The sequence below is a fragment of the Rothia sp. HMSC064D08 genome, from assembly GCF_001809525.1.
Classification (GTDB): domain Bacteria; phylum Actinomycetota; class Actinomycetes; order Actinomycetales; family Micrococcaceae; genus Rothia; species Rothia dentocariosa.
Genome location: NZ_KV797900.1, coordinates 820,956 through 835,789 on the forward strand (window position 1 = coordinate 820,956; position 14,834 = coordinate 835,789).

General features: G+C 49.6%; 12 protein-coding genes and 1 tRNA gene. 3 read left to right on the top strand and 10 right to left on the bottom strand.

Translation table 11 applies throughout. The annotated features are described in order from the left end of the window. Positions 1-681 precede the first annotated feature (681 nt). The gene (locus tag HMPREF2625_RS10245) at positions 682-1,530 is read left to right on the top strand and encodes an aldo/keto reductase (RefSeq protein ID WP_070524330.1); all 849 of its coding nucleotides are present in this window, start codon (positions 682-684) and stop codon (positions 1,528-1,530) included. Positions 1,531-1,810: 280 nt separating this feature from the next. On the opposite strand, the gene HMPREF2625_RS10250 is transcribed toward HMPREF2625_RS10245, so the two are convergent. After that, complete coding sequence (locus HMPREF2625_RS10250; protein WP_083295664.1) at positions 1,811-2,197, bottom strand: cysteine peptidase family C39 domain-containing protein; 387 nt, start codon at positions 2,195-2,197, stop codon at positions 1,811-1,813. Between the two features lie 642 nt (positions 2,198-2,839). Here HMPREF2625_RS10250 and HMPREF2625_RS10260 point away from each other — a divergent pair. Next, positions 2,840-3,490 carry a class I SAM-dependent methyltransferase gene (locus HMPREF2625_RS10260; protein WP_070524334.1) on the top strand — a complete coding sequence of 217 codons (651 nt, stop codon included), beginning with the start codon at positions 2,840-2,842 and terminating at the stop codon, positions 3,488-3,490. 680 nt (positions 3,491-4,170) lie between these two features. Here HMPREF2625_RS10260 and HMPREF2625_RS10270 read toward each other — a convergent pair. The 9 genes from HMPREF2625_RS10270 to HMPREF2625_RS10315 all read right to left on the bottom strand — a co-directional run bounded on the left by HMPREF2625_RS10270 (position 4,171) and on the right by HMPREF2625_RS10315 (position 13,121). After that, positions 4,171-4,413: a hypothetical protein gene (locus tag HMPREF2625_RS10270; protein ID WP_070524338.1), complete on the bottom strand. Its 243-nt coding sequence runs from the start codon at positions 4,411-4,413 to the stop codon at positions 4,171-4,173. A gap of 270 nt (positions 4,414-4,683) precedes the next feature. Further along, on the bottom strand, positions 4,684-5,040 hold the full coding sequence (locus HMPREF2625_RS10275) for a hypothetical protein (protein WP_141745434.1): 357 nt from the start codon (positions 5,038-5,040) through the stop codon (positions 4,684-4,686). Positions 5,041-5,226: 186 nt separating this feature from the next. Then, complete coding sequence (locus HMPREF2625_RS10280; RefSeq protein ID WP_070524341.1) at positions 5,227-5,652, bottom strand: hypothetical protein; 426 nt, start codon at positions 5,650-5,652, stop codon at positions 5,227-5,229. A gap of 2 nt (positions 5,653-5,654) precedes the next feature. Next, positions 5,655-6,578 (bottom strand): DUF2637 domain-containing protein, encoded by a 924-nt coding sequence (locus tag HMPREF2625_RS10285; RefSeq protein WP_070524344.1) that lies wholly within the window; start codon positions 6,576-6,578, stop codon positions 5,655-5,657. A 416-nt stretch (positions 6,579-6,994) separates the two neighbouring features. After that, entirely contained in the window at positions 6,995-7,627 is a 633-nt protein-coding gene (locus HMPREF2625_RS10295) for a hypothetical protein (protein ID WP_070524346.1), read from the bottom strand. A 10-nt stretch (positions 7,628-7,637) separates the two neighbouring features. Continuing rightward, positions 7,638-7,868 carry a helix-turn-helix domain-containing protein gene (locus tag HMPREF2625_RS11190; protein WP_371440673.1) on the bottom strand — a complete coding sequence of 77 codons (231 nt, stop codon included), beginning with the start codon at positions 7,866-7,868 and terminating at the stop codon, positions 7,638-7,640. 435 nt (positions 7,869-8,303) lie between these two features. Beyond that, positions 8,304-8,380, bottom strand: a tRNA-Met gene (locus HMPREF2625_RS10305). A gap of 211 nt (positions 8,381-8,591) precedes the next feature. Next, positions 8,592-11,774, bottom strand: coding sequence for a UPF0182 family membrane protein (locus tag HMPREF2625_RS10310; protein WP_070524351.1), 3,183 nt, complete (start codon positions 11,772-11,774; stop codon positions 8,592-8,594). Between the two features lie 153 nt (positions 11,775-11,927). Further along, positions 11,928-13,121 carry a YlbL family protein gene (locus HMPREF2625_RS10315; protein WP_070524353.1) on the bottom strand — a complete coding sequence of 398 codons (1,194 nt, stop codon included), beginning with the start codon at positions 13,119-13,121 and terminating at the stop codon, positions 11,928-11,930. Between the two features lie 214 nt (positions 13,122-13,335). Here HMPREF2625_RS10315 and HMPREF2625_RS10320 point away from each other — a divergent pair, with 214 nt between their 5' ends. After that, the gene (locus tag HMPREF2625_RS10320) at positions 13,336-14,778 is read left to right on the top strand and encodes a zinc-dependent metalloprotease (RefSeq protein WP_070524355.1); all 1,443 of its coding nucleotides are present in this window, start codon (positions 13,336-13,338) and stop codon (positions 14,776-14,778) included. The last annotated feature ends 56 nt before the right edge of the window (positions 14,779-14,834 follow it).

Genomic DNA, 14,834 nt, shown 5'->3' on the forward strand with positions numbered 1-14,834 from the left:
ACGAGTATTCATCGGTGAACACATCCTCAAAATAATTGTGGCTGGGTGAATAAAATACGGAAAAACGATTCGCCCCCACACACTCCTACTGGCTTATGTATTTCAGGTTTCCAGCGGCGGAACCCCAGAGTAAGCCCTGGGTGAAAGTGGCGGGAATTTATCGCTTAGTAGCTACTCTACGATGATTCAAAATATTTGGCGATTCGCCCTCGACATATATAACCATTTATTAATAAATAGCCTCGATATGTTTACCTTATGCAATTAAAGAAAGCAGAGTATCAACTTAACCCTTAAACAGCATCCACCTACTTTTTGTTCTTGTACGAAGAAAAGTTCTAGGGTTCATGCAGCCCCTTCCCTTTTGCCCCTGGGGTTTCTCAAACGACAGATCAGCAAGTACGCCTGTGGCTACATGGAATAGAAACGGGTAAAGAGGACTTGTACCCAACCCAATTTTAGACACAGGAAAGTACGCCTCTTGACTAAGCACTGCATCCGGTTTTGGAAATGTAAGCTATCTCATTCTGTGGAGGTATTGCTTTAGAGTCTACTCGAAGGCTTAGAGTGACACTACAGATAGCACTTCACAGCTGTCGCAACTTGCTAGCAGGAGGTTTGTAACGGTAAGGACTAACCAGCTGTGATGCCATCTATATTTCAACTACCTGAGGAGGATACATGCAGTACGTAACTCTCAATAATGGCGTGAAGATGCCTCAGCTTGGGCTCGGCGTTTTATACATTGATGACCTCGCCGAATGCGAGCGCGTTGTGTCCGAGGCATTGGAGGTAGGATACCGTCTGATTGATACGGCTGCTGGCTACCAAAACGAGCAGGCAGTCGGAGCAGCTATTGAGGCAAGTGGTCTTGATCGTGAGGATATCTTCGTAACCTCTAAACTGTGGGTGCCAGATTACTCTTATGAGGGCGCCAAGCGAGGGTTTGATGAGTCGCGCCAGAGGCTAGGAGTAGACTATCTCGACCTGTATCTTATCCATCTACCTTTGAATAACTATTTCGGCGCATGGCGAGCACTAGAAGAGCTCTATCAGGCAGGTCACGTGCGCGCAATTGGTGTGAGCAATTTCGATTCGGTGCGTATAGCCGATATTTCACACTTCAGCGAGGTCACCCCGGCTGTTAATCAGATTGAGATTAACCCGTTCCACCAGCGTGTTGATGAAATCTCCTATATGAAGGGGAAAGGTATTCAGCCACAAGCGTGGGCGCCCTTTGCCGAAGGTGCTAATGATATTTTCAATAGCCCGATACTTGTAGAAATTGGAGAAAAATACGGTAAGTCTCCTGCCCAAGTAATTCTGCGATGGCAGATGCAGGAAGGGATAGTTGCTATTCCGAAAAGTGTGCGACGGGAACGTATGGAGCAAAATTTTGATATCTTCGATTTTGAGTTGAGCGCCGAAGATATAGCTTCAGTTAAAACGCTAAATACCGATCAGTCATTGATCTTTGATCCTCGTAAGGTTGAACATGTGGAGGGGTTGCTCACGCGCTTTAATTTATAGTCCGCTGGAAACTATACGGAGCTTTGAGCTGCATGAGTATTCTCGCAATACACCCATGAGTCATTTTGGTTGTGGAAGCTCGGAAATCATCGTTTGGTTCGCGCGTTTCTTCTGGCAGCTACAGATATAACTAGGTACAGCACATTGAATCAATGATGTGAAAAAACTCCCGAAGTCATAGTTATGACTTCGGGAGTATTCCGTTGCGGGGGCAGGATTTGAACCTGCGACCTCCGGATTACATGCCCCAATATGGGCCACCACCCAACAGCTAACCCAGCTACTTCTGCATGCACACACCCGTAAACTTAGAATCCACTTCTTCCCAGTCGACTCTCCTTCTTCCATGATTTGGGTCGACTATGGTACCGTTGGCTCCATTCCATTTTTCGAGTACTACAAAATGGTTAAATCCCCAGTGTAATATAACTGGTAATTCAAGTGCGGTAAAGGAATCAACCTCCACTCGCAGCCCTCGGCCTCTCATTCCGAGTTGTTGAGCACCTTTTAGTATCGTCAGTGCGTTTACGCCGTCACGGCCTGGACTGCAAACTTCGGCTGCTTCGGCGTAAGACAGCTTTATTCCTAACGATTTAGCCATCATAGCTAAACAAGCCGCTCCACAACCTGTTGCAGTCAGTTGTTTTATAACAGGTAATCGTTTCATGTTAGTATGATATTTCTAAATTTGTGTTTCTCAATCAACGAACAATTCAAATAGGCCAACTTCTTCTGTGGCAACTTGTACTGGATAGTACCCGGAAGATATTTCCGATCCGATTGTATCGTTACTCAATTTAACGTATAGCGAATCATCTTTAATATTATAACTTGATTTTATTTCCGCACCCGGATTCATTTTTTCTATACGAAAATCTCGATCAGCAATTAATTTTAACGGCCGTTCATCTTCATTGAATTTTATGATAATTTTAGAAGGATACTCAGTTAGTCCATTTCCAGGGTAAAGGTTGTTGGTTTTTTTATCTTAATAAAATACATTTTGGTTGTATTCATCAGCTCGGCTGAAAAACAGTAGTTATACCAGCGATAGAATAAATACAAAAACATTACCCAGAGAAAGCGCACAAAGCGCTTACCTGTATAGGAAAGGTAAAACGGATCGCCGAGAACCCGCCATATAATCCTTGAGTGCGGGCCTCCTGAAAAGATGACTACCGCCATCCTCCATGTCAACGGCACCCTTGGGAATGTGTCTTTCCCCTTCAAAAAATCTACCAATAGTCTAGCCACTTACTATGATATAGTATATTGAAGCAGGTTGCACGAATTTAAATGAGGAAAAGTCATGCAAAGTAGATATAGTTCAGTATACGACAATTACTTCGACGATAACTCGGATTATAAACTTCATTTGGGAGCAGGACCATTTTGTTTCCGGGGATGGCTTAATACAGACTTGCATCCCCAATCTGATTCAATTTACGAACTTGATGCTTCGGCAAAACTGCCATTTGATGACTGCACGTTCAGTGTAGTTTTCTCAGAGCATCTTATAGAGCATATGGAATACCCTTCAGGAGCCCGTATGTTGAGAGAGGTATATAGAGTTCTTAGGCCTGGAGGTTACGTCCGCTTTTCCACTCCTGACCTACATAGACTAGTGGGACTTCTTCTTCACAATAATGACAACGTAAGATTAATTTACGTTAGACTCATAAACCATTTATTTTCTCATGCAGATGATTTAAATGATCCTACCTTTACAATAAACTCTGTGTTTTACTCCCATGGGCACCGGTTTCTGTATACTGAAGAGCTACTAACTAAATTGTATTCCAATACTGGATTCAAGGAAATTAAGCGTTTTGATCCGCTAATCAGTGATATTAAGGACTTATGTGGGCTGGAAAAACATGGGTTACTTCTAGGTGATGAGAGACTAAACACCTTTGGTATGGTTATTCAAGCTAGGAATCCCCTGGATTATGTATCATAAGTCAATTGCTGTTTTATTACTTATAACTTTATTTGTGTTTTCAGGCATAACCTTTGTAGGGAATAAAGCAGGTTATGACTCTTTCTGGTTTTGCATTATAACAATATTGGCATCTACCGGGTTTAGTCTTTTTATTGGTGCTGCTTCTAGGAGTTTCCCGATCCTTGATATTGCAGATGATGTTAATAGGTTGGCAGTTAGATTTGGTGTAAATTGTTTCAAAAAGTTGCTCAGCATTTCAAGATGGGACCTTATTACAAAACAGTTGCGCCCAACCCTGAACAGCAAAACCCCTCCACTCTCACTACTCCAGTCTTTTCAATCAAATTTTGTGGCCCATTCCTGGGGATCTCTAGTTCATTTGTGGGCTGCAATTTTCGCTAAAGACTATTTGCTGAGTGTTGCTTTCCTGCTGATAACTGGATACTTTCTGCATTGGCTCCCCAGCATTTTACAGTTACATCTCCTGTGGCGGGTTCAAAAACTAAAATCACTTTGAAATTGAATCTCTTTTGCGTTACTAACCACCCAGTCATAATAGTTTAATTGTGTTTCAACAGAAGTACCGTAATGTGTCCCGAAGTTATTCTTTATGTTGATATCGCTTCTTCGTAATTCAACTGACCGGAGCATCCAACTGTCTCACCTGAGACAGTTGCGCAGCATGAACATCAGTGAACTCACGGTCCCCCCCCCCCGGGGGTGCCAAACAACAAAATCGTGATGAACCAAAACAGCAACAACGCAAGAATCGTCGCTGCCCCGACCAGGGCGATACGCGCGCGGGAATCACCAATCCATAACTCAAAACGCTCAACCCACTCTGAGGACTGCAACAAATCTTCACGCAGACGCTGCATCAAAGACACATCATCAAAATCAGTCTGCGAGGAGAACTTAGAACGACGACGGAAAATACTCATGCCCTGTATTCGCCCCACACAGCACCTACGTAAATCACAGCACCTTGCCAAGAGTGCCATTAGTGGGGCTACCGCCGCCCCACACCCGGCGCAACCGCGGCGGTTGAACCGCTGGGCGTGCACCATCTACGCGCCGGGGGCGCTTGATGGCACACACCCTTGAAGTAACCCGTGAGCAAGGAAGACACGAGCCAAGCAGACCAATCAAGTCATACAGCGAAAAGGCAAGTCTTCCCGCCCCTACTAGGTGATAAGGAATTACCGCAAAGACTAAGAGGGTGAGTCAGTCAATGTTCCGTATTCAGCGATGGTGCGAGCAATGTGATAGTACCAACGGCAGCGGTTCACCATAATCCGGCAGGTATTAGCCGAGTACCCAGTGAGCTCCATAACCCCGGCGTATAGACTCTCTTGGTCAACGTTCCATCCCCCGCAACGCAGTATCGCCACGGGAACGGTACGTAACCACTGCTTATCGTCATCTTTAGATTCAGGAAAACAGCTCAGTAACTCCCTGATGCTCAACGGCTGCCCCTCACGACCAGCAGCCCGTCGAGCCCAATGCACATTCAAAGAGTTATCCACCAGCTGCACCAAATCCTGCACCGTAAGATGAGAATGACGCAACGCATGAGGGGCCACTCCCAACTGACGAGACGCCTTGGAAATATCACCATCGCACTCACGCACCAGCACCAAAGACCGGAGAGGTACTGGTGTTATCAGACTGACTGACGGACGGGTTAAACGGGTTAAGATGGGTTAACGCGCGCGTTCCTATTAAAGGCACTTTGTTCAATTTTGCCGGTTGAACTACCTGAGTTTGCCGGTTGAAATTTCTACCGGCAATATTTGCCGGTTGAGTGGTTTCAGCTTCACCGTAGGAGACTGACTCATACTTTTTCCGTCGAGCCGCTGCTTCTTTCTTTTCGGATGAAGCATCAGCGAAGGGGCCTTCTGGTGAGCTTCGTTCTCGAAGTGCAAAATGATGGTGTCAGCCTTACGACCGCTACCAAAGCTCATTGGACGACGCTCAGCGTGCAACAAGTCCATCTCGCGGAACTGATTGATGCAGTTGCGTAGTGTGCGTTCACCAACGTTGGCCAGGTAAGCCAGTTTGAGCTGTCCGGTGAAGCATTCACCGGCGTCATTAGCCTCATTAGCAATAGCCACGAGTACCTGAAATTGCGAGTTCTTCAAATCCTTGGTGAAAGCCCAAGTCATCATCTTCAGTGACATTTTTACTGCTCTCCCTCAAATAGCTCAGGCATAGCTTCTTTGAGCTGGTTCAAACGATTGCTCCCAGTGCGGGGGCTTTTGCCGATGTATTCCGCGACAGAAGCGCCTGTGACCTTGTGTCCAGCACCGTGCTGTTCTTTAACCCACGTAGCTAAGCCCTGCATTTCTGCATCCAGATCTGCTTGCGTAGGCTTCTGAGGTGTTTCATTCTGTACTTCGGCAGATTCATCGGTGACGGCAGCAGAGCTAGTCTCGTTTTCTTCTAAAGGAACGGAAAGAGTAGGTTCCTCAGTCGCCGGCACTGTTAGAGGTGATTCAGTAACCGTTGGAGTGGACTGCGCTGTTTCTTCTGAGGTGTTGATTTCTTGCATGGTATGTGAGCTTTCTTCAGCTGGTGCGAGTGGCAGCTGAGGTGCATTAGTGTTGTCGTGCTCTAAGGCGGTAGTCTGCTCGTCCTCAATGATGGAGGTGGTTTGCTCCAGAGGGTGAGTCGGTGCTCGGAATGCTAGGCGTGAGAGTTCTTCGGTGGCAGCGAAGACAGCGATAGGTGCTGCGGCAGCAATAGTTGCGCCGATGACAATCTGGGGCATAGTGGTACCTTCACCCTTACTGATGGCGTGGATAGCATTTGCAACCACCGAAATCAGTGTGAAGACCGCCAGCGAAACCCATTTTGCGGTAACACGTTCTCCACGGGCTTTGTGGATAACGGCTGCCATTGAGTACGCCAAAATGGAAACATCAATAAAGCCCGGTACTGTCCAGCGCAAGGAGTGTGGAAGTCCGACCCAAGCAGCTACATCGAGCAGACCATTGAAGCTGACGAGAAATGAGGTAATGCCCAATACGATAATCAGCCCCACGGTGAACCAGAGGGTTCGTAGGGAGTCAGGGTTGATGCGTGGGCTGTGGTTAGTTCTCTTCATGAAAGTCTTACCTGGTCTGCTAAAATGAGCGTGAGCGTTAGAGCTAACATGAGCGTTAGCGTTCTGATTTATCATCGGATCTAGCCGCTCGTACTAATTCGTAGTTTGTGGACGTTGAATATCTATTGATGAAGAATTGGTATTTCCTAATGTGGGGGCTGAGTAAACTTTCAAGGTGTCAGCTCCCACCTTTTTCATACCCTCTTGCTCGTTACTCATCTGCTCCCCTTAGCGAATCAATAGCGTTATCCAAGGTCTGGACTGTTGATTCGAGAGTTGTGATGATTTCATCATTGTCACCGGTGAGATCCGGCTGAAGGTTGAACAGGTTAATGAGACCGGCTGTTGCAAGAAGCGACCGCGAGGTGGCGGTGACTAAGTGAAGTGGAATGTCATTGGTATTAAACTTCCGACGGTCATTTGCCAAAATGGAGGGCTTTAATTGCTTCTTCGTACTCCGTAGCAATTTTTTCTACTTCAGCTAATCCGTAAGTATTCTCGGTTTCGCGGGGCTTCTTATGCACTACTTGTGGTTTGGATGCTGGTTTGTTTTTATCCTTTTGTGAGAAGTACCCGATACCCGTTGCATCTGCTGGCATATCTAGTAAGTCATCGTTGAGCTGTGTTCGTACCGGTAAACGTCGACGTCCGTCCATGCCGTAAATCAGTGTTTCTGAACTGAGCTTTTTCTCTTCGCGTGCTTTTTGGGCGTAGCGGTTCGCGGTGTCTTTGGAAACTCCAATAGCTGAGGCGATGGAACGTGTGGACATTCCTGATTCGGTCATTTGGATAACTGCTTCTTGTCGTTCAGCTTTAGGGATGCTTGGACGGATGTCTCCGAACTCGCCGTTGATGTAGCTGTTCCAGTTTGCGTACCCGAGGGTTTTCCATATCCTGTGGCGCCATGCCTTGATGTAGAGCTGGATTGTATTTTCTAAGGACTGGTGCAACTGGTTTGTCAGGGATTGTGCTTCATTGACTCCGAGTTCTTCAAGGAATGTGGTTTCTTCGGTGGAGTCTTGGATGATTTTGTCGAGGGTGGAGCTCATTGTGGTTTCCTTAGCGGTGGATTGGCTTACGGTTTGAGCGCGTGGTGAAAACTTCAACGTCTAGTTGCATGAAGTTTGCGATCTTTTCGAGTTCACTGGGCCGGAATTCCACAGAACCCCGTAGGCGGGAACTGACCTGCCCTTGAGACATTCCAAGGACCTTCGCTAGTTCATGCTGGTCGACACCGAGTCTGCTTACTTCTGCACGGACGTTGCCGGCAACTTCATCTTTATATGTCATAACAACTAGATTATTGGCTACATCAATAATATGCAATACGAATTATTGTATTAACCAATATTTCTTTGCAAAAGTTATTGTTTCCATAGAATTTTTTATGTAGTGTATTGATTATGAACAACCCAGAAACACTCAATATCAATGAAGCAGTTGGCAGAGAAGTTCAAGTCTGGCTCAGGCGCGGAAAACTTACCCAAATGCAAGTCGCAGAGCTTTTGGACCTTACTCAAGGGACAGTTTCAGCAAAACTGCGCGGGAAGTCCCCTTTCGCACTGCAAGAACTTCTAACTTTGGCGGGTGAGCTAGGAATCTCGATTGGAGAACTAGTGGGAGAAGGCATTTTAAATACAAAAATCCCCTCCACTGCTTCAAGCAATGAAGGGGAAAAGAAAATCGCTCCAGTCGGTTTCAAACCAACTGGAGCGACTTATGAAGTGGTTGCGGGGGCAGGATTTGAACCTGCGACCTCCGGGTTATGAGCCCGGCGAGCTACCGAACTGCTCCACCCCGCGGCGACTCATACAACTATACATACCGCTCTGCAACATCTCAACTTGAAGCTATCTGCTGAGATAAACACCACAGAAAATCCCAAAACTGGATGTCTGAACACCCCTTACTGCTCTCATAGACGGCCCGAATCAATAATTTAAGATGACGAAGCGGGGCGCCACCCGGATGTGATGACGCCCCGCTATGACCGTCAGACCGCAATGCTACATCTTATTTAGAGGTAGATTCCCCAGAAGGACTCTGCGATGCTGAGGATGAACCGCTCGGCTGCTGCTCACTTCCCTGCTGATCGCCGCCCTGTTTCTGGTCCTGCTGTTGTTTATTTTCGGCTTCAATAGCCCTCTGCAGAGAATCGTTCAGACGCTTCTGGGCCTCACCGTATGCTGCCCAATCGCCCTTCTTGAGAGCGGCATCCGAATCCTGCATAGCCTTGGATGCATCCGCCAAGTGCTGTTTCAGGCTAGCGGACTGGTTCGAGCCAGAGGCCTCAGAAGAGCTGGACGAAGATCCAGACGTCTTCTCCCCATTGCCTTCAGTGCCGGCTCCTGACGGTCCCGACTGAGCATCCATCTTGGCACCGGAAGAACCGTTGAAGACCTGGTTGAGTGCTTCCTCTAGCGTGGGAGCAAAACCAACCTTGTCACCGAAGCTGACCAACACTCGCTGTAAACGCGGGTACCGTGCGTCACCGCTAGACTGCACGTAGACCGGCTGAACATACAGAATACCGCCCGCCACCGGCAGAGTAAGCATATTGCCGTTAATGACTTCAGAGGACCCGCGCCGCAGGAGGTTCAGCTGGTTCGAGACCTCAGCATCAGAGTTGAAGATATTCTGCGCCTGACCAGGCCCCGGAACCACCGATGAGCGTGGCAGTTCGAGCAGTCGCAGCTTGCCGTAATCCGCGCTGCGTTCGCCGTCCTTGCCGGTACCGGCATCACCATTTGCAGCGAGGAATCCGTACATCACGTTACGCGAGTTTGAATCACTCTGCTGAGGAATAAAGGTCGACGTCAGCGAGAAATGAGCCTTCCTATCCCCAGGCATCTGAAGCGAGAGGTAATAAGGTGGAATCTGGCGACCGCTATCATTCGTAGGATCATTCGGAATCGACCAGACGTCATCGCCCGCGTAGAGGCTGTTCGAGTTCGTCACATGATACTTATTCAGCATCGAGCGCTGAATAGTAAACATATCCGAGGGGTAGCGCACATGGTTAAGAAGCTCGGCGCTCATCTCTTTATAGCTCTTCACGGTTCCGGGGAATACGCCCTGCCATGCCTTCAAAATAGGATCATTTTCATCCCATGCATAAAGGGTGACCGAACCGTCGTAGGCATCCACGGTGGCTTTCACCGAGTTACGAATGTAGTTCATCGAATTCGTGCGCGGATTCTGATTATTCTCCTGGCTTACACCCTGCGCATACGGGAACTGGTTTGTGGTCGTATAAGCATCCACAATCCACTGCACCCGGTTATTGATAATAGCGGGGTATGCTTTGGAATCCACCTTCAAATACGGCGCAGCCTTCTGAACGCGATCTACCGGGTTACGTTCGTACAGAATCTGCGAACCATCACGAACCGCATCCGAAAGCAAAATATCGGATGACTGGAACTTGATCGCGTAAGAGAGACGGTTCAGCGTGGAATCCAACCGTGGACCACCGTTGCCGTTGAACGTGTATTTTGCATCCGAAGAATTCGTTTCATCGGCGGACTGCGGACGGTCGAGTTCCAGCTGATCGCCGCTGCCACCCACAATGGAATACTGCGGAGAGCTCATACCGAAGTAAATACGAGGCTCATAGTTTTCAGAAATAACGCCATTCGCCTTGATACCGGACTGCATGAACTTGGGGTTACCCGCACCGTCAACCTGGTTACCGTAAGCTGCAATCACGCCGTACCCGTGGGTGTACACCACGTGGCGGTTGTACCAGGAATCATCCGAAGTCTGGGAAGGATTCAACTCACGGGCGGCAATCACTGTGTCCTGAGTCTTATTGTCTACGGAATAGCGATCCACCGAGAGATTCGAGTCGAACCGATAGTATGGACGGAACTGCTGCATCTGCGCGAATGCCGAGCTTACCACGTTCGGGTCCAAAAGACGGATGTTCGCAATAGTCTCACTAGAGTTCCCCAGAGCACCTTGACGAGTATCGATCGTGGCATCATAGGGAGTAGTCTCTACCTTATCGAGACCGTAGGCGTACCGTGTGGCGTCGATATTGCGTTGAATAAACTGCGACTGTGCAGCCTGTTCATTCGGCACAACCTGAAAACGCTGCACGATCCAGGGGTACAGCCCACCAGCGACGAGAGCTACAACCACCAGCATCGCGGTTCCCACTAGAGGCAAACGCCAACGATGCGCGGAAGCCGTAGCTAAGAACAACACAGCCACCAGAACTGCCGAAATCGCCAAAATAGAGCGTACAGGAATAATAGCGTTCGTATCGGTGTACATAGCACCGGCCCAGCGCCCCGACTGCTGCTGAACTGCAGTGTACCGCTCCAGCCAGAATGCAGCACCGCGCACCAGAAGGAAGGCGCATGCCAAAACCGCAGCATGACGGCGGAACGCGGCGGAAGTTCCTACACCGCCCGGGCGAACCTTAATACCACCGTAGAAGTAGTGCATAATAGCCCCGCCAATAGCGCAGAGCACGATAACAGCGGTCAAAAGATTAACCACTAGGTTCAGGAACGGAAGAGTGAAAACGAAGAATCCAACATCCAACCCAAATTCGGGGTCTTGAACGCCGAAGTCCTGGCGGTTCAAGAAAAGCGCCACGGTTTGCCACTGGCTAATTCCGGCACTCCCAATAAAGAACCCTAAAGCAACTGGTAGAATCACCAAGAGAATCTTGCGGATGCGTTCCATACCCCGGCGGTACCGCGCCATACTATCGGTGAAATCACGCCCGCCAAACATGTCACGCAGAAGGTCTTCAGCATCCGTATGCTCATGCTCGGTCGTATGGCGCTCATGCGGACCGGATTTAGAAGTCTCGTGATGCGCCTGTTCCTCGGATTTATCCGCGTTTTTGGCGTCTTTCTTCGCCTGAGAATCATCGTGGTCAGCATGTTTGATGGCATAAGACATCGAAGCCCAGAACGGCACCGCTACGACGAGTGCGGTTACCACAAAGATAGAGCTCTGAAGCAAGATTTCGGTGGTGAAGACACTGCCAAAACCAAGCTGATTGAACCATAGCCAATCCGTATACACCTGTGTGGCATACACAAACGCCATAATCAAGACTATGACCACCGCGATGGTAATACCCAAAGGACCCGGATAGCGCCGCTTTTTCTTTTTCTGGTCTGCTCCCGCGCGACGGGGAGGCTGAGGAGGTTGATGTTCGTTATCAGATGCCGTCACGGATTCCTCACTTCGTTGGTGGCTGGAACATAGTTAATAAACATTATCTCAAATGTGGCACTCTGACACAGACAGGAGCGTGGGCAAACACGCGGAGAATTACCGTATGTTTGCCTATAACCTGATGTGCACGCCTAGATTGCCGAAAACTTTTTACCCGCAGGTGGGGAACTGATCGGGGGCGGCTCCGTTCTTAATCTTGGTGAGGGCATCCACAGCTTCATCAACGTTATCGACCGGGATTACCTGCATATCACCTGCCGGTGTTTCCCCACGATAGTATTTGAAAACATCGGGGTCGGTTCTGCGGATTTCTTGAAGATCGCCACAGTTTTCGCGCGGTGCCAGAAAGTAGTGGGCACCGTGGTGTCCGGAGGCGATAATCTTATATTTAATGCCGCCGATGGCACCGACTTTACCGCTGGCATCTATGGTGCCAGTTCCGGCGACATAGCTTCGGGCTGAATCTTCGTTTCCTGCGCCTTCGGGGGCAAGCAGGCTTTGCTCGGTGAGCTTATCGATGGTACCGAGGGTGAGCATGAGACCCGCGCTGGGTCCGCCAACGCCGTCAAGGTTATAGGTTGCCTCAAAGGGAAGATCAAAGTCCTGTTTGAGCACAATTCCGACAAGCCAGCGCCCCGATTTATCGTCACGCCGCGGTGTGAGAGTAATATTCTGGTTCTCGCCGTTCCGGCTGATTTCGAAGGTGACGGGACGCCCTTCTGAAGCTTGCACAGTTTCGGTAACATCTTTGAGAGTATTGATCTGCTTATCCCCCACTTTGAGGATGCGGTCCCCACCCTGCACCTGCCCCTCAGCGGGTGATCCGGAGGCGGTTTGGAGAACGCTGATCTTCTCGGTCACCGGCAGTTTAAGGTAACGCGCCGCAGCAACTTTCGCCTGGGTTTGAGAATCCGCCATTTGTGCGCTGCTGACCTGGTTAGCTTGCTGGTGGGTAACGTGCGGATAAGTAATTTCGGAGGGAACCACAAGGTAACGGTTGCCGTCCGCAGCCAGCCAACTGTAGAACGCATCCGCTCCGGGGAGAACGGTGTAGGGCCCGCCGGAGACAGATACCGTGGTCATATTCAACTTCCCGGTGGTGGGATAGGTTTGCATGCCGTTGATCTGGATAATATCTTGATCCTGGTACTGCCCGAGAATATCGAAGAGAGGTCCGGGACCTTCTTTGCTATATGAGCTGGGCAGCACGAAAGCACCGAGCATCAGCAAACAGGTTGCGGAAGCAGTTAGAAAGCGCAAATTCAGGGGACGTCGTTCTGATAGTGGAAGAGATTCATCGCTCTGCTGATGGGATTTTCTCAAGAAAAATGCACGCTTAGCCATGCTTCTTAGAGTACCCGATATTTTTGTTGGGAACACCACATGATGGGTTGGGGTACACTGCGGCGTCAGCATTGTACGACGCCGAGGTCATAGTATGGGCTGTGCCTAGAGCGAATACCGCGAAATCACGGCAAACTCACAGGTTTACCAGGTACCCTTTACTAGATGGGTAGGGGCAGACTGTGCCCGCCCTCAATACTGAAAGGTATGTGACATGGCTGAGAACCCCACCAACGATAATTCGAATGACCGCGATCCCCTTGAGGAGTTCCTGAAAAAGATGCAGGAACAGGGTTTTGATCCTAACGCCGAGCAGAACGGCAATGGCACAACGGATAACCCGTTTGCTTTTCTGAACGGAAATATAAACCCTGAAGATATGAACGCTATGGGTATGTCTTTTGACCCCTCTATGCTCCAGGGTATTTTTGCGCAGGTGCAATCAATGTTTACTGCTGGGGCTAGTGAAAACGGGATTAACTGGCAGGGTGTGAAAGACCAGGCTCGTCAACTTTTGGCGACCACCGGGGAGGATCCTGCCATCACCGAGTCTTTGAGGGCGGCCACGCGCGATGCCTCTAACCTCGCCGATCTGTGGTTGGACAGCGTCACCATTTTTGAGCGTCACAATATTCCTGTTGAGGCCTGGTCCAAGGCTGAATGGCTCGATTCTTCCTTCGAATCTTGGCGTGATATGGTACAGCCCGTAGCGGCTGAGGTAACTCAGGCGATGGTGCTCCCCTCCACCGAAGATGTTCCCGAAGAGCTGGCTCAACTTTTGGGCGGCACCGGATTCTTGAACAATATCGGTTCCATGATTTTTGGGGCTCAGATGGCGCAGGCGCTGACCGAACTTGCCGGTGAGGTATATTCTTCTACCGATATTGGATTCCCCCTCGCGCCAGGGCGCAGTGCGCTCTTGCCCGCCGGTTACACTCAGCTTGCTGAAGATATTGAGGTGCCCGCACAGGAAATTCTGCTGTACCTGGCGGTGCGTGAGGCAGCACTGATTCGTCTGCACCGCACAAACCCGTGGCTGCGTGAAGATATTTTGGAGCTGGTAAGCCGTTATGCTCGTGGTATCCGTGTGGATATGAATCGTATTCAGGATGCCGCATCCCAGGTAGATTTGAGCAACCCCGAGGCCGTGCAGGATGCATTTGACGGCGGCTTGTTCAACCCGCAGCGCACCGAAGACCAAGAACTTGCAGTTGAGCGTCTGGAAGCTCTTCTTGCCCTAGTAGAGGGCTGGGTATCGTTGGTAGCTGAGCAGGCAACCCAAAACCTGCCCACAGCCCCGCAGCTGGCGGAAACACTGGTGCGGCGTCGTATCGAAGGCGGCCCGACCGAGCGCGTGTTCGAGACTCTGGTCGGCTTGGAGATTCGCCCTCGCCTGGTGCGTGAGGCGCAGAATTTCTGGCGCACCTATGAGGAGAAGCACGGATATGAGGCCCGCGATGAACTGTGGGCAGCACCGGAGACTCTGCCGACCGCCGCTGAGCTTGAAGACCCCGATGCCTATGAAGCACGCCAGGATGAGTTCAAGGTTGAGGATATTGACTTTGACACCGAGCTGCAGAAACTTCTGGACGGTGGTTTTGATGAAGGCGAGTCCGACGGCGGTGAATCTTCCACCGGCGACGAACCTAATACATAACACGCCATGCTTCGTAATCGCGCATTAGACGCTGTGGGCGCTTGAGGGATGAGCAC

Bases quoted from the DNA above. Each gene is read 5' to 3' on its own strand.
- HMPREF2625_RS10245 (WP_070524330.1), top strand. From the start codon at position 682: ATGCAGTACGTAACTCTCAATAATGGCGTGAAGATGCCTCAGCTTGGG.
- HMPREF2625_RS10250 (WP_083295664.1), bottom strand. From the start codon at position 2,197: ATGAAACGATTACCTGTTATAAAACAACTGACTGCAACAGGTTGTGGA.
- HMPREF2625_RS10260 (WP_070524334.1), top strand. From the start codon at position 2,840: ATGCAAAGTAGATATAGTTCAGTATACGACAATTACTTCGACGATAAC.
- HMPREF2625_RS10270 (WP_070524338.1), bottom strand. From the start codon at position 4,413: ATGAGTATTTTCCGTCGTCGTTCTAAGTTCTCCTCGCAGACTGATTTT.
- HMPREF2625_RS10280 (WP_070524341.1), bottom strand. From the start codon at position 5,652: ATGTCACTGAAGATGATGACTTGGGCTTTCACCAAGGATTTGAAGAAC.
- HMPREF2625_RS10285 (WP_070524344.1), bottom strand. From the start codon at position 6,578: ATGAAGAGAACTAACCACAGCCCACGCATCAACCCTGACTCCCTACGA.
- HMPREF2625_RS10295 (WP_070524346.1), bottom strand. From the start codon at position 7,627: ATGAGCTCCACCCTCGACAAAATCATCCAAGACTCCACCGAAGAAACC.
- HMPREF2625_RS11190 (WP_371440673.1), bottom strand. From the start codon at position 7,868: ATGACATATAAAGATGAAGTTGCCGGCAACGTCCGTGCAGAAGTAAGC.
- HMPREF2625_RS10315 (WP_070524353.1), bottom strand. From the start codon at position 13,121: ATGGCTAAGCGTGCATTTTTCTTGAGAAAATCCCATCAGCAGAGCGAT.
- HMPREF2625_RS10320 (WP_070524355.1), top strand. From the start codon at position 13,336: ATGGCTGAGAACCCCACCAACGATAATTCGAATGACCGCGATCCCCTT.